Consider the following 20,754-nt stretch of genomic DNA (forward strand, 5'->3'; position numbering starts at 1 on the left):
GATATCCCTCGTGCACTCTTGCAGTGCACACCTGATCGGCGGTCGCGGAGGGGAAGCCGCGGCCGCCGATCGCCGTTTCAGGCGGGAGCGATGCCCGCCGGGAGCTCCCGCGAGTGGACCACGCCGAGATGACGCGTCGCGCGGGTCATCGCGACGTAGAGGTCGCCGGCCCCGTGGGCTTCGATCAGCTCGATCGGTTCGAGGATGATCACGCCGTCGAACTCCAGCCCCTTGGCCTCCTGGGCGGTCATCACCGCGATGGCGTCGTCGACGCCCGAAGAACCCTCGCCCACGTCCGGCAGTTCGCTGCGCCTGCTCAGCTCGGCGAAGAGGTCGGGGACCCGCTCCGACGCGGCGATGACCGCGAGCCGTCCGATGCCCTCTTTGTGCACGACCTCGACCGCATCGGCGGCCACCCGGGCCAGGTCGATCTGCTCGCTGCGCTGGATCAGGGGGTCCCGGTCTCCGTCACGCACCGAGCTGACCTCGGTGACGGGCAGGTTCTGGGCATGCGCCATCGCCATCGCGCGATCCATGATGCGGCTCGGCGTGCGGTAGTTGACGGTCAGGTGCTCGACCTGGAGCCGGTCCTGGATGTACGGGCTGAGGGCGTCGCTCCACGAGGTGGTGCCTCCTGCAGAGGAGGTCTGTGCGACGTCGCCGACCACGGTGAAGGACTTGGTGGGTGCTCGTCGCATCAGGGCGCGCCAGCTCATGGGCGAGTGCTCCTGGGCCTCGTCGACGACGACATGGCCGTAGGTCCAGCTGCGCTCGGACGATGCGCGCTCGGCGAGCGTGCGGCCGTCGCGGACCCGGTTGACCTGGTCGGCGAGGTCCTCGGCGCGCACGATCCCGGAGCTGTCGATGTTCTCGATGACCTTCCGGGCGTAGTCGACATCCGCCTCGCGCTGCGCGGCCGCGTCGCGGGCGCGGGCCTCGGCTGGCGCGGAGTCCTCGCCGAGGAGCTCGGCGACCTCGTCGAGCAGCGGGATGTCCTCGACCGTCCAGGGGGCGTCCTTGGGGCGCACCAGGCGTTCGATGCTCTCCGCGAGCGCAGGCGGGGCCGCCGCACGCAGACGATCGGGTCGGGAGAGCAGGATCCGTAGGAACCCCTGCGGCGTGTAGGGCAGCCAGGCCAGGTTGAGCTGTCTCTTGATCTCGGAATCGTTGCGGAGGTCCGACAGGAGGTCCGGGCGATCCTCGGGCACCACGGTGTGGCCGCCGGCGGCCAATGCCTTCTCGTACGACTCGGCGAGCCGGTCCATCGCCACCCGCACGAAGATGGTGCGTGCCATGTTGTGCGGCTTGCGCGACGCGCGGGCCTCGCGACGGGCGGCGCGGAGGGCGCTCCGGGTCAGGGTGATGGGCGTGCCGTCGATGCGCAGGCGGATATCTGCGTCGGGCACGATCTGGCGCTGTCGGATCGCCCGGTCGAGGAGCTCGGCCATGGCGATGTCGCCCTTCAGCGCGGCGATCTCGTCCTCATCGTGGAGGAACGTCTCGATGCCCGGGTACAGCTCGCCGGGGGTGAGCATCACGACGCCGGATTCGCCGAGGCTCGGCAGGACCCGTTCGATGTAGCGCAGGAACCCGGGGGTCGGCGCCATGATCAGCACGCCGGTGTGCTCGAGGCGGCGGCGATGGGTGTAGAGCAGGTAGGCCGCCCGGTGCAGGGCGACCGCTGTCTTCCCTGTGCCCGGACCGCCCTGGACCACGAGCACGCCACGGTTCTCGGAGCGGATGATGCGGTCCTGCTCGGACTGGATCGTGGCGACGATGTCACCCATCCGCCCGGTGCGGTGGCCGGAGACGGCGGCGAGCAGAGCGCCCTCGCCCTGGAGCACGACGTCGTGGTCGGCCTCCTCGAGCACGGACTGGTCCAGAACATCGTCCTCCAGACCGTTGATGGTGCGGCCGCGGCTGATCAGATGCCGGCGCAGGCGCACCTGCTGTCGGTCGGTGCTGGTGGCCTGGTAGAAGGCGGCGGCAGCGGGGGCGCGCCAGTCGACGAGGAGCTGCTCGCGCTCGGCGGTGAACAGTCCGATGCGGCCGATGTAGTGGCGTTCCGCGTCATCCATGTCGAGGCGTCCGAACACCACGGCGCGTGCGACGGATCGCAGCAGCGCCAGCCGGTCCTCGTACAGCGCCATGAACGAGTCCCGTTCGGACCGGTTCTGGTGCGTCGAGGCGTTCTGCGAGGCCTGCATCTGCTCGAGATTGCGCTCGACCTGGTCGATCAGCACGTCCAGGCGTGCGTAGAGGCGATCGGCATAGGCTTGCTCGTGCGCGATCTCCCGGTCGATCTGTCCCTCAGCATCGTCCACGGATCTGCTCCCTCTGACGGTGAATCCTTCCGCCGGACCTCACGGGAAGGACCCAGGGTCGGCGGAGCACAGTGGTCCATTATGGTGGACAGGCCTGGATGTGCGTGCCATCCGGCACGTGACATCCAACCGGCCGCGAGGGAGGAGACGCTGATGCGTGACCCGCGTGACCTGTACCGTTTCGAATCCGCCGATGTGCTGGCGGAGGTGCCGCGGACCGGTCTGACCTTGGTCCATGCTCTGCCGGGTCTGGTGGATGCCGGCAATGCCTGCCGGATCGCCTCGACCTATCTGCGCGACGAGCTCCGCCACCTCCGGTTGGTCACGTTCGACATGGACGAGCTGCTGGACTACCGGGGGTCCCGCCCACAGGCGGTGTTCGACGGGACCTCGTACACGAGCGTCGACATCCCGGAGCTCACGCTGTCCCTCATGTACGACGAGTCGGATCGCCCCTTCCTCTTCCTCGACGGGCCGGAACCGGACCTCCAGTGGCGTCGTCTCGCGGAGGCGCTGACGGACCTGGTCGAATTCTTCGACGTCGAGCGCGTCGTCGGCATGCAGGCGGTGCCCATGGCGGTGCCACACACCCGGCCGATCGGGCTCTTCGCACATGCCAACGATCCCGCCCTCCTGGGGCGGCCGTCGACCCGGCCGACCCCGGCGCCGGGCACGATGCTCGGAGACGACGAGGACGACTCCCCGGAGATCCTGGTTCCGGCGGCCTTCGGCGCGCTGCTCGAGCTGCAGCTCGGTCGCGCCGACCATGCCGCCATGGGCTACGCCGCCCAGATCCCGCACTATCTGACGCGCACCGACTTCCCAGCTGGGGCGCTCGCCCTGCTGCGTCGGGTGAGCGATGCCGCGGGCCTCGACCTGCCCTTGGTCCATCTCGGCGACCTGACAGATGCCGCCACGGTCGCCCTGCAGGGGACCCTCGAGCAGAACTCCGAGGTGCGCCAGATCGTCACTGCTCTCGAGGAGCAGTACGACTCCCTCAGCGAGGGCAGCGACCAGTCCCCGCTCTCGACCACGATGGATCTGCCGACGGCGGAAGAGCTCGGGGAGCACTTCGAGCGATTCCTGGCGGACCACGACGGGGAGAGTCCGGACGAGCCCCGTTCGGCCTGAGCCGGGGCCGACGCCTGCAGTCCTTCGTGGAGCCGGGATTCCTGGAGCCGGACCGGATATCCCGGCGCTGGGCCGTAGTTTCGACAGCAGACCGGCAAGTCGTTACCCCTTCGTGACCGTTCGGTCGACTTCGCAGTGTGAACGGGGACACTGCCGTGGCAGAATGGCGGCGTTACGGAGATGCAGGTTTCGCAGGACAGTCCGTCGAAGGTGCTTCGGCACAGCAGTACGGCTTGCACCTGACGTCTTCCGCTTCGGCGGCGGGCGGTTTCCCGTGGCACCGCGATCGCGTACCGCGATCGTTGATGGACGACACAGAAGGTGACAGGTATGGCACAGGGCTCGGTCAAGTGGTTCAACGCCGAAAAGGGCTTCGGATTCATCGAGATCGACGGAGGCGGCGCTGACGTCTTCGTGCATCACAGCAAGATCGACATGGACGGCTACCGCGCGCTCGACGAGGGTCAGCGTGTGGAGTTCGAGGTCAGCCAGGGCGACAAGGGCCCGCAGGCCGAGCAGGTTCGCCCGGTCTGATCGACGGCAACCCCGTTAATCTCACGGACCGGCCAGGAGCACATGCTCCTGGCCGGTCCGTCGTCGTGTAAGGAGTCTGTGGCCTGTCCGGTGGCGGCGCCTCGACCTCAGGCCTGGCCGAGCACCCGTCCGGCCCGTGTGAGCGCCTGGACCTGGGAGGGCTGGGCCAGGCGCACGGACACCGCATCCGAGCGCAGATCGCGGTCGATCCCCTCGGGCAGCGGGCGGTTCGAGGCCAGGAGCACGCAGTTCCCGCGGCGCTTCCCGGAGAGGTGGGCCGGCTCGGCGATGACGCCGACGTGGGGGAAGACGGCGCTGAGGGTTGCGACCTCATCGGCCATGAGCCCGGTTCCCGGGGGAGCGGCGCAGTTCGCGAGATAGAGCCCCCCATCGCGCAGCACGCGAGCTGCGTGCTGCGCCGTCTGGACGGTGATGAGGGACTCCGGCGTCATCGCACCGGAGAACACGTCCCGTACCAGGACATCGAACCGATCGTCCCGCCACGCCGTCAGTGCGTCGACGGCATCGTCGATCCGAAGACGGAGCTGGGGCGAGCGGGGCAGGTCGAACCAGTCCCGGACCTGGTTCGCGAGGAGCTCGTCGAGCTCGACGACGATCTGCTTGGACCGAGGGTGGCGCATCGCGATCGCCCGGGGCAGCGAGCATCCGCCCCCACCGAGGTGGGCGAGCTGCGGGGAGGCGGCGCCGCCGGGTTCCGCGCGACCGTCCCTGCCCGGATCCAGATGCTGGTCGATCGCGATGAGCATCCACCGCATGTACTCGAACACCAGATGCTCAGGATCCGGATGCAGATGCGAGGACGGCACCCCGTTGACGTCGAGCAGCACGGAGCCGTCGTTCTCGAGGGTGAGCCGGGCGATCCCGGTGGAGATGGGGATGGCGGTATCGAGCGGTCCGAGGTGCTCGAAAGGGGCGTGGCGCACACGCTCGCGACGGGACATCGTCCCACTGTAGGAGACCGGGAGCCGGGTCTGGGGTGCACGCGCCGTGCGGGCCCTGCACCTCTTCGCCCTTCCTTCCTCCCCAGCCGCCGATCATCCACCGCACCAGTCGTCACGCCCCGTCTGTCGGACCCCCTGCCTATGGTTCGAGGACGAAGCGGATGGCGAGGAACCCGAGCATCCGCACCGCCGCAGCACGGAGAGGAGGCAGAGATGGCGACGACCGCATCGAGGACCCGGGGGAGCGCTACGGTCCTCTCCGGCGATTCCCGCTCCGTCAGGCTGCGCCTCGCGCATCTCGACCAGGACCAGGCCGATCTGGAGCGTGCCCGGGATCTTCTCCACCAGGGAGAGGCCGCGATCGCCGACGACCCCCGTGAGGCTTTCGAGCTCATCCACCGCGCAGCGCTGCGCGGCGCCGGGATCATCGTCGCGCGCGCCAATCGTGACCGCCGCCGCCGGCTTCCACTGAACGTGTGGACGGCCTTGGAGCGCATCGGCGGTGAAGATGCGGAGCGTGCGAGCGATATGGCTCCTCTGGTGGCGGAGCGGTCCCGCTTGGACCGGGATGCGTCGGCCGTCCCCGATCCTGTCCTGCTGCAGGCCCATCTCGAGCAGACAGCGCTGCATCTGAGGAGCGTCTCGGAGCGCCTGGTCTCCGATCTGCCCTCTCCGATGACCGCGCTGGCCGGCTGAGGGAGTTCTGGCCACGGACCGTCCCGCGCGCCGAGTACAGTGCCACCACGAAGGAGGTGCCGATGGCAGCGCAGGACGGTGTCGGACCGACCGTGGAGATCCCGGGAATCCTCCATCTGGACATGGACGCCTTCTTCGCGTCCGTCGAGGTCCGTGACCATCCCGAGCTCAGGGGACTCCCCGTCGTCGTCGGCGGGGCCGGAACGCGCGGCGTGGTCGCTGCGGCCAGCTATCCGGCCCGGACCCGCGGGATCCGCTCGGCGATGCCGATGGCGAGCGCGCGCCGACTCGCCCCCGATCTGGTCATCGTCCCGCCACGCATCGCTCGCTACCAGGAGACCTCCGCTCTGGTGATGGAGCTGTTGAGTTCCGTCGTCGCCGATATCGAGCAGATCAGCATCGATGAGGCGTTCCTCGACGTGCGCGGAGCGCGTCGTCTCTTCGGGGGACCTGACCAGATCGCCTCCCTGCTGCGCAGCCGCATCCGTGACGAGCTCGGGCTGCCCAGCTCCGTCGGCGGCTCGGTCTCCCGCGCCGTCGCGAAGATCGCCTCGGCGCGGGCGAAGCCCGACGGCCAGCTGATCATCCCGGCGGAGCAGACGGCGGAGTTCCTCGCCCCGCTGCCGGTCTCGGCGGTCTCGGGGATCGGACCGAAGGCGGTCGCCTCCCTGGAACGTATCGGGGTGCGGACCATCGGCCAGATCAGGGAGATCCCGCCTTCCACCCTGGCGCGGGCACTGGGCCCCCGCGCCCCCGAGATCATCCACCTGGCCACCGGCAGCGATCGGACGGGACTGGGACACCGGGTCCGGGATAAGTCGCTGGGCACAGAACGGACCTGGGACGAGGACCTCACCGACGCGGACGAGGTCCGGCGTCGCATCACCTCGATGGCGGATGACGTCGCGCGCCAGCTCCGTCGCAGCGACGCCGTGGCCCGCACCGTCGTCCTCAAGCTGCGCAGTCCCGACGGGACGACCATCACGCGCTCCTCGACCCTCGATCAGCCGACGTCCAGCGGGGAGCGTCTTCGTGAACAGGTCGTCGCCCTGTGGGACAAGGAGCGTCACCGGCTCCGACGGATCCGCCTGGCCGGCGTGAGGGTCACGCATCTGACGGCGGAATCGACCTCCGCGGTCCAGCAGGAACTGACCAGCCGGTCCGCCCTCTGGCGGGATCTGGAGACCGCGATGGACCGGGCCACGGACCGTTTCGGGACCGCCAGCCTCAGCAGGGGCTCCACCTTGGGACCAGCCGCCGACGGGGCGCAGCGCTCGGCGTCGTCCCGCGATCCCGAGGACGATCGGGACGCCCGCGACGGCTCAGGTCTGTGATGCAGTGCCCCGAGTGTTCCCATTACCCAGGAACTGGCTCTAAACTGGGTGAATCGCCGATGAGGGCACCGGAACCTGATCGGCAGCTGGGGCGCCGAACGGGGCGCGTGAGGACCGGGGACAAGGAGCGGGACCATGCCGCTGTCTGAACATGAGCAGAAGATGCTCGACGAGATGGAGCGTCAGCTCTTCGCTGATGATCCACGTCTCGCACGGGCTTTTGCACCGACGAAGAATTCGCGACGGAGCGGACGGCGGATAGCCATCGGCCTCGGCGCCGTGCTTCTCGGTCTCGGAGTCCTGGTGCTAGCCGTCTCGCTGCCGGCGATCTGGCTCGGAGTGATCGCCTTCCTGGGGATGCTCGCCGGTGCCATCTACGCCGTGACCACGCCGAGCTCGGCCTCCCAGGGGGACACGCAGGGACCCTCGGGAGGGGGAGGCGGCCATACCGGCCCCACCGCACCGAATGATGGTCATGGCGGGACCTTCATGGGCAAGCTGGAGCAGCGCTGGGAGAAGCGCTCGGGAGATGACCCCCGGCGCTGACGGCCGACCTGTCGGCGGGGAAGGGTGCCCGTCGCGGTTCCACAGCCTGCCCCGAACCCGGAACATGCCTCGACTGAGGCTCCGCACTGAAGCACTGAAGCACTGAAGCACTGAAGCACTGAAGCACTGAAGCACTGAAGCACTGAAGCACTGAAGCACTGAAGCACTGAAGCACTGAAGCACTGAAGCACTGAAGCACTGAAGCACTGAAGCACTGAAGCACTGAAGCACTGAAGCACTGAAGCACTGAAGATGTGAAGCCCCGGCTCTGTGAGCCGGGGCTTCGTCGTGCCCGGCGATGGGGTCGCCTCCGATCAACGCTGCTCGGAGGCCGCACAGAGGCCGCAGAGGCCGCGCGGAGGCGCCGAGAAGGCGCCGAGCAGGCGTCGGGAATGGCGTCCGTCCGTCACGGCTGACCGGACGGTTCGTCGGATGACCCGCGGCTTCCACCTCGGTGCCAGCGCTCCGGCGCGGCCCGTCACGGCCTGCCACGGCCCATTCCCCACTTCACCCCACCAAGCCCCTCCCTTTCCCTCCACCGGAGAGGCGACACGGAGGCGAGCAGCACGCTCGGACCTCTGACCTGCGGTGATTCGAAATCGTCGCATTCGGCAGCGGGGTGTGACGAGTCGATGTCGGGCGATGGGTGGCGGAATCGACTCGCCGCGAGCAGATTTCCCCCCACCTTGCCCCACCCGGCTGACCAGCAGTGATGTGTGCACTGGGGGGAGATTGGGCCCGAAACAGGGCCCAGTGTGGGGAGTAGTGGGGTAAAGTGGAGCGTGTTGGGAGGAGATGGGGTTCGGTTCTCGAGTCGCGGCAGGTAGAGGAGGTGCTGGATGTTCCTCGGCACCTTTACGCCCAAGCTCGACGACAAGGGGCGCCTGATCTTCCCGGCCAAGTTCCGCGACGAGCTCGCTTCGGGACTGGTCATGACTCGTGGGCAGGAGCACTGCATCGCCGTGTATCCGCTCGCCGAGTTCCGCCAGAAGCTCGAGGAGGCCCGTCGGGCTCCCACCACCGATCAGCGGACTCGTGACTACCTGCGAGTGCTGCTCTCCGGAGCAGAAGACGTCATCCCGGACAAGCAGGGCCGCATCACCATTCCGGGCCACCTCCGCGGCTACGCGGATCTGGACCGGGAGTGCGCCGTCATAGGTGCACTCGACCGACTCGAGATCTGGTCGCTCCCGGCGTGGGAGACCTATCTCGAACAGAAGGAAGAAGGATTCGCCGAGACCTCCGAGGAGGTGGTTCCCGGCTTGTTCTGAGTTCGACTCGACGGACATCCGTCCTGTGAGACCTCTCGTCGTTCCCGCCCCGATGCAACTTCCCCGGTGGCGGGTCGGGAACGACGAGGAATCTGACAGGACGGCACCGCGACCAGGATGCGGAGTCGACCGACACGAAGGATCCCCACGGATCCGGCCACAGCACATCGCACGAACAGCACGCAGGGGAGAGGTGACATGGACGAGACGCAGCACGACCTGCCGGCAGAAGAGCGGCACGTCCCCGTTCTGCTGGCCACCTCGGTCGAGCTCCTCGTCCCCGCCCTCCAGGAGCCCGGCTCGGTCTACGTCGATGCCACGCTCGGCATGGCGGGCCACGCCACCGCTGTCCTCCACGCCGCACCCCATGCGCGACTGGTCGGCATCGATCGCGATCCCGAGGCTCTCGCGCTCGCCCGCACCCGGTTGGATCGCGAGGGAGTCGGAGATCGGGCCACGCTGGTCCACGCCACGTACGACGAGATCCCCGAGGTGCTCGAGGAGCTGGGGCTCCCCGGAGCACACGGCGTGATGATGGACCTGGGCCTGTCGAGCTTCCAGATCGACACCACCGATCGTGGCTTCTCGTACTCGGTCGATGCGCCGCTGGACATGCGGATGGATACGGCATCGGACGGACCGACGGCGGCGGATCTGCTGCGCGACCTGCCCGAGGCGGAGATCGCCCGCATCCTCCACGACCTCGGCGACGAGCGCTTCGCCAAGCGGATCGCACACCGGATCGTCGAGCAGCGTCAGACTGCTCCGCTGACCCGCAGCGGCGAGCTCGTCGAGCTTCTCGACCGCGCCATCCCCGGGGCGTCGAAGGCGAGCGGCGGACATCCTGCCAAGCGCACCTTCCAGGCGCTGCGGATCGCCGTCAACGAGGAGCTCGAGATTCTCGCCTCGGCGATCGAGTCCGCACTGGACTGCCTGCACGTGGGAGGCCGGATCGTCGTGGAGTCCTATCACTCCGGCGAGGACCGCCTGGTCAAGACTGCTTTCGCGCGGCGTACCCGGTCCTCCGCCCCTCCGGGGCTGCCGGTCGAGCTCGAGGAGCACAAGCCGAGCTTCGCCCCCGTGGTCCGCGGCGCCTTGAAGGCCGACGAGACCGAACGAGGGAGCAACTCCCGGGCCGCCTCCGTCCGCCTGCGCGCCCTGACCCGTACCCGATCCGCCGAGAGAGCTCACTGACATGGCCAGCACTTCAGCCGTTCACGCCCCCGCGGTCCGTCCCGTCCGGGGCCCGCGGAGCACCTCCGCAGCCCGCCCGCGCCTCGCCATCGTCGCTGCGCCGAAGACCGCCGGCAGCTCGATGCCGTTCACGATCCTGTGCACCCTGATCGTGACGGCGACCCTGGCGGCGCTGCTCTACATGAACATCCAGATGTCGGATACCAGCTACGAGATCACGCGGCTCCAGAGCCAGTCCCAGCGACTGACGGAGGAGAAGCAGGCGCTCACCGAGACCGATGAGCGTCTGGGCACGCCCCAGGAGCTCGAGCGCCAGGCCCGCGAGCTCGGCATGGTCCCGGTCACGGATCCGGCATATATCGACCTCGACACGGGCAAGATCATCGGTGAGACGTCCTCGGCGGCGCAGACTGAGGTCAACCCGGAGCTGGCGCCCGTGGCCCCAGAGGCCGCCGTGCCGCCGGCTGAGATCTACGACAAGCCCACGACGTACCACGGCATGGGCAACGAGGGAGTCTGACCATGGCGCGGTCACGCTCGTCCCGCAGGACACGCACGACGCAGACCACCGGCCGCCCACGAGCTCGTGCCGGGGCCGCCCGTATGCCACAGGGCCGACTCGGTGCACCGGCTGTCCGGCACCGGCTGCTGATCTGCCTGATCATGGCGGCGGTGCTGATGATCTCCGGGCGGCTCGTCTGGGTCCAGGGGCTCGATGCGAGCGCACGGGCCCAGGAGGCGATCGACCAGCGCACCGTCACCCGCACCATCCCGGCGCTGCGTGGCGACATCCTGGACCGCAACGGCACCACGATGGCGAGCTCGGTCGAGCGCTACGACCTGTGGGTCAACCAGCTGCAGGTCGACGAGTACCTCCAGGGGTCGAAGGATGCCGAGGTCACGGGTATCGACGCCGCGGCCCAGGAGCTCGCTCCCGTGCTGGGCTGGTCCGTCTCGGACACCAAGGCGAAGCTGACCGGTGATCGCGGCTTCATGTATCTGCAGAAGAACGTGGACCCCAAGGTGCGCGACGCGATCATCTCCCTGAAGATCCCGGGCATCGGCGCGGATCGCGTTGCCGATCGCATCTACCCGGCCGGATCCGTGGGTGGGAACATCCTCGGCTTCGTCGGCGCCGACGGCTCCGCGCTGGCCGGCACCGAGTACTCCTTCGACGACGAGCTCAGCGGCACGGACGGCAAGACCAGCTACGAACGCGGCGCCGGTGGCCAGATCATCCCGACCGGCACGCAGCAGACCACGCCGGCCGTCGACGGCAACGACCTCGTGCTGACGATCGACCGCGACCTGCAGTGGAAGGCGCAGCAGATCGTGGCGGGCGCCGTCGACAAGTGGGAAGCGACCGGCGGCAGCGCGGTGGCGATGAACGCCCGCACCGGCGAGGTGCTGGCGATGGCCGAGTACCCCTCCTACGATCCCAACAACCCGACGACAGAGGACGGCCAGTACCTGGGCAACAGGTCCATCTCCAACGTCTTCGAGCCGGGCTCGACCGGCAAGCTCTTCACGCTCGCCACGGCGCTCGAAGAGGGCACTGCGACCCCGGAGTCGCAGTACGAGATCCCGTACGAGCAGTACTTCGAGGGTGAGCGGATCAAGGACTCCCACTACCACCCGGACCAGAAGCTGACCCTGGCCGGGGTGCTGAAGCACAGCTCCAACGTCGGCACCGTGCAGATCTCCGAGAAGCTCGACCCCCAGGTGCGCTACGACTACCTGCGGGCCTTCGGTCTCGGGGAGACCACGGGTGTGCAGCTGCCCGCCGAGTCCGCCGGCATCGTGCATCCCCCCGAGGACTGGACCGGCCGCACCCGCTACACCACCGCCTTCGGGCAGGGCTACAGCGTCAACGCCCTCCAGATGGTCTCCGCCGTGGGCACCTTCGCCAATGACGGGGTGCGGGTGAACCCCTCGCTGGTCTCCGGGGTGCGGCAGGACGATGGGACCGTGCGTCCGCTCGGCCAGCCCGACAGCACGCGGGTGATCTCCTCGGACACCGCCGCCACGATGCGTGGCCTGATGGACAACGACATCGAGGACGGCGACAACAACGCCTCGGTCACGGGCTACGCGACCGCGGGCAAGACCGGCACCGCACAGGTGGGGGACGACGGATACACCGCGTCGTTCATCGGGTTCGCCCCGGCGGACGACCCGGAGATCGTGGTCGGCGTCTTCGTGTTCGGCCTGGACACCTTCATCTCCGGCAACACGGCCGCCGCCCCCGCGTTCTCCGAGCTGATGACCTTCACCCTGCAGAACCAGGGCATCCCCCCGACCGGCGTTCCCGGTCGCGAGTACGAGAACGAGTGGTGAGCCCCCGGTGACCATCCCCGCAGAACCCGCAGATCCCGCAGAACCCGCAGATCCCGCAGAGCTCGCCGAACAGGAGCCCTCGGACCAGAGCCCCGGGGGCCAGGACACCCTCGCCGCCGAGACGCCCCGTCCCCGGCATCCCCACGGGGTGAGCGCAGCGGAGCTCGCCGCCGCGCTCGGCGCCTCCGCGCCCGATCGCGACATCACTCTGTACGGCGTCACCCTGGACTCCCGCAGTGCCCGGGACGGCGACCTCTGGTGCGCCCTGCCCGGTGCCAACGCGCACGGGGCCGACTTCGCCGCCCAGGCCCGGGAGCAGGGCGCTGTGCTCGCCCTGACCGATGAGGCGGGCCGCTCGCGATGTGAGGCCGCCGGGCTTCCCGCCCTCGTCGTCGAGGACCCTCGAGCCGCCACGGCCACCGCCGCCGCGATCGTGCAGGGTCGGCCCGCCGAGCGACTGCGGACCATCGGAGTGACCGGCACCAACGGGAAGACCTCGGTCACCACGGTCCTCACCCGCGTTCTCGACCAGCTCTCCGTGCCCGCCGGCGTCATCGGCACCAGCGGCACCGCCTATCGCGACGGATCCGGCGCCGACCACCGGATCGGGACGGTCCGCACCACCCCCGAGGCCCCCGAGCTCCACGGCATCCTCGCCCGCATGCTCGAGGACGACGTGCAGGTGGCCTCGATGGAGGTCTCCAGCCACGCCCTCGTGCTCCACCGCGCCGACGAGGTCGTCTTCGACGTCGCGTGCTTCACGAACCTCAGCCAGGACCACCTCGACTTCCACGGCACGATGGAGGCGTACTACGAGGCCAAGCGGACCCTGTTCACGCCCGAGCACGCCACGCACGGCGTCGTCTGCGTCGATGACGAGTGGGGCCGACGCCTCGCCCACGAGGCGAGCATCCCGGTCATGACCTACGCCACGCTCCCCGGAGTCGAGGCGGACCACACGGCCCGTGATATCCGCGCCGAGGGCTTCGGCAGCACCTTCGCCGTCGACGGTCCGGACGGTCCACGCTCCCTGCACGCCGCGCTGCCCGGTCGCCACTACGTGGCCAACACGCTCGCCGCCGAGCTCCTCCTCGCCGCGATCGGCCTGTCCGGTCCCGAGACGACGGCGGCGCTCGGCGAGGCCGGCACCGTCCCCGGACGCATGGAGCTCGTCACTGCGGAGCCCATCCGCGGCGTCGTCGACTTCTCCCACACCGCGGCCGCCCTCGAACAGGCCCTGATCACTCTGCGCGCCGTCCCGGGCACCCGCCGACTGATCGCCGTGATGGGCGCCGGTGGGGATCGGGACCGCAGCAAGCGGCCTGCCATGGGCGAAGTCGCCGCACGTCTCGCAGACGTGGTGATCGTCACGGACGACAACCCGCGTTCCGAGGACCCCGCCGAGATCCGACGAGCTGTGCTCGGCGGCATGCCCGAGGACACGAAGGCGCAGGTCCACGAGGTGGACGGGCGGCGTGCGGCGATCGAGCTCGCGGCGAGTCTGGCGGACGTGTCCGACACCATCCTCGTGGCCGGCAAGGGCGCAGAGACCGGACAGCAGATCGGCGATATCGTCCATCCGTTCGATGACCGCCTCCGACTGCGCACCGCGCTGTCCGGGACCGGGACCAAGTGCGCCGACGACACGGACGGAGAACGCTGACGATGCTGCAGACCACAGCTGGGGAGATCGCTGGGATCACCGGAGGTCGACTCGTGGGTGGAGCGACCGGTGACGAGACCGTCACCGGAGCGGCCCGGATCGACTCCCGAGGGATCGAGGCCGGTGACCTCTTCGCCGCCTTCCTCGGTGAGCACGCCGACGGGCACGACCATGTCGCCGCGGCGCAGCGGTCCGGGGCGGCCATCGCCCTGGTGACCCGGGACCTCGGTCTCCCGGCGGTGCTCGTCGACGACGTCCGGACGGCCCTGTGGGACCTCGCCCGGGCACAGCTGGCACGAGCCCGCCAGGAGCGCGAGGACCTCGTGGTCTTCGCGATCACGGGCAGCGCCGGCAAGACCGGCGCCAAGGACCTCCTGGGGACGATCCTGCGGACCGCAGGAGAGACGATCGCCCCCGTCGGCAGCTTCAACAACGAGCTCGGCCTGCCGCTGACCGTGCTGCGCCTGGACGCCGGGACGCAGTACCTCGTCCTGGAGATGGGCGCCCGCGGCGTCGGCCACATCAAGCAGCTCACGGACATCGCACGCCCCGACGTCTCCCTCGTCCTGAACGTGGGCAGCGCCCATCTCGGGGAGTTCGGCAGCGTCGAGGCCATCGCCCGTGCCAAGGGTGAACTGGTCGAAGCGCTCGAGCCCTCCGGCAGGGCGATCCTGAACGCCGAGGACCGTCTGGTCGCCGCCATGGCCGATCGCAGCGCGGCTCCCGTGCTCGGCTGGGGCTTCACCACCGGCGATCTGCGCGGAGAGGACCTCGCCCTCGACGTGGACGCCCGCGTGAGCTTCACCCTCGTCGTCCCCGACGGCCTGACCACGCTGCAGGGCGAGGACATCCCCGCGGGTCGGTTCCCGGTGCGTCCGGACCTGCTGGGCGACCATCAGGCGGCCAACGCCCTGGCCGCCCTCTCGGCAGCGGTCTCCGCTGGGGTGGCCCCGGCCGCCGCTGCCGCCGCCCTCGAGGATGCGAAGCTCGCCTCGGGGCAGCGGATGGAGGCGCTGCGCGCCGGCGGCGTGATCGTCATCAACGACGCGTACAACGCCAACCCGGATTCGATGCGCCAGGCGCTCAAGACCCTCGCCCACCTCGGCCGGGGCCACCGCACGATCGCGGTGCTCGGCGAGATGCTCGAGATGGGGCCGGACTCCGTGCGCCTGCACGATGAGATCGGCCGCCTCGTGGTGCGCCTGAACATCGGTCAGCTGTATGCGATCGGCAACGGCGCCGCGCCCATCCACCACGGGGCGAGCCTCGAAGGCAGCTTCGGGGGCGAGTCCGAGTACCTCGATACGATCGAGGAGGCGATCGCCGTGCTGGAACGAACGGTGGTGCCCGGTGACGTGGTGCTCCTGAAGTCCTCGCGTGACGCAGGACTCCGTGAGATCGCCGCGCCCCTGATCGACCACCTGCAGCGACGAGACGGTGCCCTCCCGGAGCATCCGGCAGACGAAGGAGACGACGCATGATCGCGATCATCATCGCGGGAGCGACGGCCTTCCTGCTGTCCATCGTGGGCACGCCGCTGTTCATCAAGCTCCTGGTGCGCAAGAGCTACGGCCAGTTCATCCGGGACGACGGCCCGACCTCGCACGCCACCAAGCGCGGCACCCCGACCATGGGCGGCGTGGCCATCATCCTGGCCACGATCCTCGGCTACGGGCTCTCGCACCTCTTCCTGCTGACGGCGCCCTCCATCTCGATCCTGCTGGTGCTCTTCCTCATGGTGGGGCTCGGGGTCGTCGGCTTCCTCGACGACTACCTCAAGATCTCGCAGCAGCGCAGCCTCGGACTGCGGCCGCGCGCGAAGCTGATCGGTCAGTTCCTCGTCGCGACCGCCTTCGCGGTGCTCGCCCTGCTGTTCCCCGACGGCAACGGCAACACCCCGGCCTCGACCAAGATCTCCTTCGTGCGGGACGTCGAGTGGCTGGATCTCGCCTTCGCGGGCTCCGTCGTCGGCTTCATCCTCTTCGCGATCTGGGCGAACTTCCTGGTCGCCGCGTGGTCCAACGGGGTGAACCTCACCGACGGCCTCGACGGCCTCGCCAGTGGCGCCACTATCATCTTCACCGCCACCTACCTGGTCATCGCGTTCTGGCAGTGGCGCCAGGTGTGCAATGTCGACCTCGACGCCGGGGGAGTGGTGCACTGCTACGACGCCCGCGATCCGCTGGATGCTGCCGTGCTCTGCGCCGCGATCATCGGCGCCTGCGTCGGCTTCCTGTGGTGGAACACCTCGCCCGCGAAGATCTTCATGGGCGACACCGGGTCCCTCGCCCTCGGCGGCGCGATCGCCGGGCTGACCATCGTCACCCGCACCGAGATCCTCGGCGCGGTTATCGGCGGCCTGTTCGTGGTCATCGCCCTGTCGGTCATCATCCAGGTGGGGAGCTTCAAGCTCACCGGGAAACGTGTGTTCCGCATGGCCCCGCTGCAGCACCACTTCGAGCTCAAGGGCTGGAACGAGGTCACGATCGTGGTGCGCTTCTGGATCGTCGCCGGCGTGCTGGCCGGCCTCGGCCTCGGCATCTTCTACCTCGACGCCCTCCCGAGGATCACCTCATGACCGCCGCGGAACCCGCCCCCGCGCCCGGCAGCGGGCGTGCCAACGTCGAGAACCTCGCCTGGCCGGGCCTCGACGTCGCCGGGCTGCGGATCCTGGTCGCCGGCTTCGGCATCTCCGGCTATGCGGTCGCCGATCAGACCATGCAGCGCGGCGCGCACGTGCTCGTGGTCGACGGCTCCGACACCCCGGAGATCCGCGAGCGCACCCAGATCCTCGAGGTGCTCGGGGTCGAGGTGCGCCTGGGCCGCGAGCACACGCTCGCCCTGCCCGCGGACCGGGAGATCGACCTCGTGATCACCTCCCCGGGCTGGCGCCCCGACCAGCCCCTGCTCGCCGCCGCGGCGGCCGCCGGGATCCCGGTGTGGAGCGAGATCGAGCTGGCCCGACGGATGCAGGCGGCCGACGGCCCCGCCTGGCTCGCCGTGACGGGCACCAACGGCAAGACCACCACCGTGACCATGCTCGAGACGATCCTCCAGCACGCCGGGCTGCGCGCCGTCGCCTGCGGCAACGTCGGCCTGCCCGTGATCGAGGCGGCCCTGGATCCCGAGGGCTTCGACGTGCTCGCCATCGAGCTCTCCAGCTTCCAGCTGCACTGGACGCAGAACCTCGACTGCGAGGCCGCCGCCGTGCTCAACATCAGCGCCGACCATCTCGACTGGCACGGCGGCGCCGAGCAGTACGCGCTGGCCAAGGGGCGGATCTTCCACGGTGTCGGCACCGCGTGCATCTACAACGTCGCCGACGAGATCACCAGACGGCTGGTCGAGGATGCCGATGTCCTCGAGGGGGCCCGCGCGGTCGGGATCTCCCTGGGCACGCCCGACCTGTCCGAGATCGGCGTGATCGACGGGATCCTCGTGGATCGAGCCTTCCTCGCCGAGCGGCGCACAGCCGCCGCCGAGCTCGCCACGCTGGAGGACCTCGCCCACCTCGGCCCGCACGGAGCCGGGCCCCACCTCGTGCTCGATGCCCTCGCCGCGGCGGCTCTCGCGCGGGCCCATGGCGTCCCGGCCGAGGCCGTGCGCGACGGGCTGCGGGCCTATCGCGTGGGCTCCCACCGGGCGCAGCTGATCGCGACGATCGACGACATCAGCTTCATCGACGACACCAAGGCCACCAATCCGGCCGCCGCCGCCGCCTCCCTGCACGCCGCGGACCGCGTCGTGTGGATCGCCGGTGGCGACACCAAGGGCGCCGATCTCGATGTGCTGGTCGCCGCTACGACGGACCGCCTGGTCGGAGTCGTGCTGCTCGGCGTGGACGACCAGCCGTTCCGTTCCGCTCTGGGGCGACACGCCCCCGAGGTCCCCGTCCGTCGCATCGATCCGGGTGACACTGACGATGTCGCCGGGCGCTCCCGACTCATGGAGGACGCGGTGCACGCCGCCCGCTCCCTCGCCTCGGCAGGGGACGTGGTGCTGCTGGCACCGGCAGCCGCCTCCATCGATCAGTTCCGTGACTACGCGGAGCGGGGGGATCTCTTCGCGGCGGCCGTCCATCGACTGCCAGGAGCGAGCACATGACGATCGAGGAGACCCGACGGGACACCCGTCGGTCCACCGGCGTCGTGCGTCCCGATGAGGACCAGCCGCTCGGCAGCATCGGCTCCCGCATGCGGGACGGCGTCGGCTCCTGGCTGAAGTCCCCGGCGCTGGACTTCTACGGCCTGATCGTGATCGGCACCCTGCTGATCAGCCTGGGCCTGATGATGGTGCTGTCCTCCTCCGCGGTCCTGAACATCTCCCGCGGGAACTCCGGGTTCGCCGGGCTGTTCCGCCAGGGGACCTTCGCCGCTCTGGGTCTGGTGCTGCTCATCGTCGCCGCCCTGCTGCCTCCGGCCTTCTACCGCAAGGCGGCCTGGCCCCTGCTCGCGCTGGGCCTCGCCCTGCAGTGCCTGGTCTTCGTGCCGGGCTTGGGATGGGCGGTGGACGGCAACCAGAACTGGATCCGCATCGCCGGCCAGACCCTCCAGCCCTCGGAGTTCCTCAAGCTCGCCCTCGCCGTGTGGCTGGGGGCCCTGCTGGCCACGAAGCGGCCGTTGCTGCACAAGCCCGGCCATCTGCTGTTCCCGCTCGTCCCCGGGGTGCTCGCTGCGCTGGGCCTGGTGATGGCTGGCCACGACCTCGGCACGATGATGATCATGGCCCTGCTCGTCGCCGGCGCCGTGTGGGTCTCCGGCGTCCCGCGACGCTGGTTCCTGGCAGCCGGGGTCGCGGGTCTGGTCGCAGTCATCGGCCTGACGGTCACGAGCGCGAACCGCATGGCACGCATCGGGAACTGGATCCACGGGATCTGCGAGGGCGATTCCTGCTACCAGTCCGATCAGGGCCTCATGGGCCTTGCCGAAGGCGGCTGGTGGGGCAAGGGCCCCGGGCAGTCCGCCCAGAAGTGGGGTCGTCTCCCCGCCGCGGAGGACGACTACATCTTCGCGATCATCGGCGAGGAGCTGGGCCTCATCGGCACCCTCGGCGTGCTTCTGCTCTTCACCGTTCTCGCGCTGATCCTCTTCCGCATGATCACGCGGATCGACGATCACTTCATGCAGATCACGATCGCCGGGATCAGCGCCTGGCTGTTGGGCCAGGCCTTCGTGAACATGATGGTCGTCACCGGGATGCTGCCCGTGATCGGGGTGCCGCTGCCGTTCATCTCCTCCGGCGGCTCCGCGCTCCTCGCGTCCATGGCCGCGCTCGGGGTGCTGATCTCCTTCGCGCGCCGTGAGCCCGGCGCCCCCGAGGCGATCAGCGCCCGGATGGCCTCCGTGCGCAGCTCCGTCGGCGTGCTGCCCGCCCCGCGGGACGCCGCGCCCAGCTCCGCGAGGCGGACCGCCAGGTCGAAGCCCTCGTCGGCGACGACGAAGGCCACCGGGAGCAGCAAGAGACACACGGCCGCTCAGAGCGGCTCGAACACGAAGAGCGCACAAAGCACGAAGAACACGAAGAACACGAAGAGTACGAAGGGTGCCCAGCGCTCCAGGTCCTCGGCGGCCTCGGGGACGTCCCGCTCCTCCGCACGGTCGAGCACATCGGCTGCTCGTCGTTCCCCCTCCTCCCGAAGGACCCGATGACCACGACCACTCCGCCCCGCATCCTGCTCGCCGGGGGTGGCAGCGCCGGGCACGTGTCCCCGCTGCTGGCCACCGCCGCGCAGATCGTCCGCCGCACCCCGGAGGCCGAGGTGCTCGTGCTCGGCACCCCCGACGGGCTCGAGACCGACCTCGTCCCCGCCGCCGGGTTCGAGCTGCTCACCATCGACAAGGTCCCCTTCCCCCGGCGCCCGAACGGCACCGCGCTGCGCTTCCCAGGTCGCTTCGCAGGGACCCTGCGCCAGGTGCGGGCGATCCTGCGCGAACGGCAGATCGACGTCGTCGCGGGTTTCGGCGGCTATGTGTGCCCGCCCGCCTATCTCGCGGCGTTCTCCGCCCGCCTGCCCGTGGTCGTCCATGAGGCCAACCGGCGTCCGGGGCTCGCGAACCGGCTCGGTGCCCGCCGCGCCGCCGAGGTGCTCACCGCCTTCGACGGCTCGAGCCTGCCCGGCGCCCGCCGGATCGGGATGCCGATGCGCGACGGCATCGCCCACCTCGATCGTGCTGCCCGCCGCGCCGCCGCACGGGAGGCCTTCGGTCTGGACCCCGACCGGCCCGTACTGCTCGCCACCGGCGGATCCCTCGGCGCCCTGCGGCTGAACACCGCGGTCTCCGAGGCCGCGGAGAGCTTCCTCGACGCCGGCGTGCAGATCCTCCATGTCACCGGGCGTGGCAAGGCGGAGGGCCTCGTCGAGCGGCCCGGCTACAGGGTCGTCGAGTACGTGCTGTCGATGGAGGACGCCTACGCCGCCGCGGACCTCGCCCTGACCCGGTCCGGCGCCGGCACGGTCAGCGAGCTGACCGCCGTGGGGCTGCCCTCCCTCCTGGTGCCGCTCCCGATCGGGAACGGCGAGCAGGCTCTGAACGGGCAGGACGTCGTGGCCGCCGGTGGCGCACTGATGGTGGCGGACGCGGATCTGGATGCTGAGGTGCTGCGCACGCAGGTCCTCCCGCTGCTCCAGGATGCCGAGCGCCTGGGGGCCATGGCAGAGGCGTCCCGCGCCTTCGGCATCTCCGATGCCGCCGAGGTGATGGCCGACGTCGTGACCGGCGTCGCACGCCGAGCCTGACCCGGTCTCCCGACCGATCCGACTAC

Annotated in this window: 17 protein-coding genes; 15 read left to right on the forward strand and 2 right to left on the reverse strand. The window is 69.8% G+C overall.

What is annotated here, in order from left to right; all coding sequences use genetic code 11:
• Window positions 1-77: 77 nt before the first annotated feature.
• Complete coding sequence (locus tag ABD093_RS15080) at window positions 78-2,324, reverse strand: HelD family protein (protein ID WP_193116282.1); 2,247 nt, start codon at window positions 2,322-2,324, stop codon at window positions 78-80.
• Window positions 2,325-2,477: 153 nt separating this feature from the next.
• Here ABD093_RS15080 and ABD093_RS15085 point away from each other — a divergent pair, with 153 nt between their 5' ends.
• On the forward strand, window positions 2,478-3,455 hold the full coding sequence (locus tag ABD093_RS15085) for a proteasome assembly chaperone family protein (protein WP_193116281.1): 978 nt from the start codon (window positions 2,478-2,480) through the stop codon (window positions 3,453-3,455).
• A 330-nt stretch (window positions 3,456-3,785) separates the two neighbouring features.
• Window positions 3,786-3,989 carry a cold-shock protein gene (locus tag ABD093_RS15090; protein WP_193116280.1) on the forward strand — a complete coding sequence of 68 codons (204 nt, stop codon included), beginning with the start codon at window positions 3,786-3,788 and terminating at the stop codon, window positions 3,987-3,989.
• Between the two features lie 107 nt (window positions 3,990-4,096).
• Here ABD093_RS15090 and ABD093_RS15095 read toward each other — a convergent pair whose 3' ends face one another.
• Entirely contained in the window at window positions 4,097-4,951 is an 855-nt protein-coding gene (locus ABD093_RS15095) for a spermidine synthase (RefSeq protein WP_193116279.1), read from the reverse strand.
• A gap of 213 nt (window positions 4,952-5,164) precedes the next feature.
• Between ABD093_RS15095 and ABD093_RS15100 the strand changes: the two genes are divergently transcribed.
• The 13 genes from ABD093_RS15100 (at window position 5,165) to ABD093_RS15160 (ending at window position 20,728) form a co-directional block, all read left to right on the forward strand.
• A complete protein-coding gene (locus ABD093_RS15100; protein ID WP_193116278.1) occupies window positions 5,165-5,647 on the forward strand; it encodes an SAV_6107 family HEPN domain-containing protein in 483 nt (160 codons plus the stop codon).
• 62 nt (window positions 5,648-5,709) lie between these two features.
• Window positions 5,710-6,981: a DNA polymerase IV gene (gene dinB, locus ABD093_RS15105; protein ID WP_193116277.1), complete on the forward strand. Its 1,272-nt coding sequence runs from the start codon at window positions 5,710-5,712 to the stop codon at window positions 6,979-6,981.
• 135 nt (window positions 6,982-7,116) lie between these two features.
• Window positions 7,117-7,527: a DUF3040 domain-containing protein gene (locus ABD093_RS15110; protein WP_193116276.1), complete on the forward strand. Its 411-nt coding sequence runs from the start codon at window positions 7,117-7,119 to the stop codon at window positions 7,525-7,527.
• 839 nt (window positions 7,528-8,366) lie between these two features.
• On the forward strand, window positions 8,367-8,798 hold the full coding sequence (gene mraZ, locus ABD093_RS15115) for a division/cell wall cluster transcriptional repressor MraZ (RefSeq protein WP_193116275.1): 432 nt from the start codon (window positions 8,367-8,369) through the stop codon (window positions 8,796-8,798).
• Between the two features lie 198 nt (window positions 8,799-8,996).
• Entirely contained in the window at window positions 8,997-9,992 is a 996-nt protein-coding gene (gene rsmH, locus ABD093_RS15120; RefSeq protein WP_193116274.1) for a 16S rRNA (cytosine(1402)-N(4))-methyltransferase RsmH, read from the forward strand.
• A gap of 1 nt (window position 9,993) precedes the next feature.
• Window positions 9,994-10,512: a cell division protein FtsL gene (gene ftsL, locus ABD093_RS15125; protein ID WP_193116273.1), complete on the forward strand. Its 519-nt coding sequence runs from the start codon at window positions 9,994-9,996 to the stop codon at window positions 10,510-10,512.
• 83 nt (window positions 10,513-10,595) lie between these two features.
• Complete coding sequence (locus tag ABD093_RS15130; protein WP_226849660.1) at window positions 10,596-12,329, forward strand: peptidoglycan D,D-transpeptidase FtsI family protein; 1,734 nt, start codon at window positions 10,596-10,598, stop codon at window positions 12,327-12,329.
• A 148-nt stretch (window positions 12,330-12,477) separates the two neighbouring features.
• Window positions 12,478-13,992 (forward strand): UDP-N-acetylmuramoyl-L-alanyl-D-glutamate--2,6-diaminopimelate ligase, encoded by a 1,515-nt coding sequence (locus tag ABD093_RS15135; RefSeq protein ID WP_377802329.1) that lies wholly within the window; start codon window positions 12,478-12,480, stop codon window positions 13,990-13,992.
• 2 nt (window positions 13,993-13,994) lie between these two features.
• Window positions 13,995-15,473 carry a UDP-N-acetylmuramoyl-tripeptide--D-alanyl-D-alanine ligase gene (locus ABD093_RS15140; RefSeq protein ID WP_193116271.1) on the forward strand — a complete coding sequence of 493 codons (1,479 nt, stop codon included), beginning with the start codon at window positions 13,995-13,997 and terminating at the stop codon, window positions 15,471-15,473.
• Window positions 15,470-16,570, forward strand: coding sequence for a phospho-N-acetylmuramoyl-pentapeptide-transferase (mraY, locus tag ABD093_RS15145; protein ID WP_193116270.1), 1,101 nt, complete (start codon window positions 15,470-15,472; stop codon window positions 16,568-16,570). The genes ABD093_RS15140 and mraY overlap by 4 nt, the downstream gene beginning before the upstream one ends.
• Window positions 16,567-18,096, forward strand: coding sequence for a UDP-N-acetylmuramoyl-L-alanine--D-glutamate ligase (murD, locus tag ABD093_RS15150; RefSeq protein ID WP_343925528.1), 1,530 nt, complete (start codon window positions 16,567-16,569; stop codon window positions 18,094-18,096). The genes mraY and murD overlap by 4 nt, the downstream gene beginning before the upstream one ends.
• Window positions 18,093-19,640, forward strand: coding sequence for a putative lipid II flippase FtsW (ftsW, locus tag ABD093_RS15155; RefSeq protein ID WP_343925530.1), 1,548 nt, complete (start codon window positions 18,093-18,095; stop codon window positions 19,638-19,640). The genes murD and ftsW overlap by 4 nt, the downstream gene beginning before the upstream one ends.
• Window positions 19,637-20,728: a UDP-N-acetylglucosamine--N-acetylmuramyl-(pentapeptide) pyrophosphoryl-undecaprenol N-acetylglucosamine transferase gene (locus tag ABD093_RS15160; protein WP_343925532.1), complete on the forward strand. Its 1,092-nt coding sequence runs from the start codon at window positions 19,637-19,639 to the stop codon at window positions 20,726-20,728. The genes ftsW and ABD093_RS15160 overlap by 4 nt, the downstream gene beginning before the upstream one ends.
• Window positions 20,729-20,754 lie beyond the last annotated feature (26 nt).

Origin of the sequence: Brachybacterium tyrofermentans (assembly GCF_039526165.1) — a bacterium.
Taxonomy (GTDB): Bacteria; Actinomycetota; Actinomycetes; order Actinomycetales; family Dermabacteraceae; genus Brachybacterium; species Brachybacterium tyrofermentans.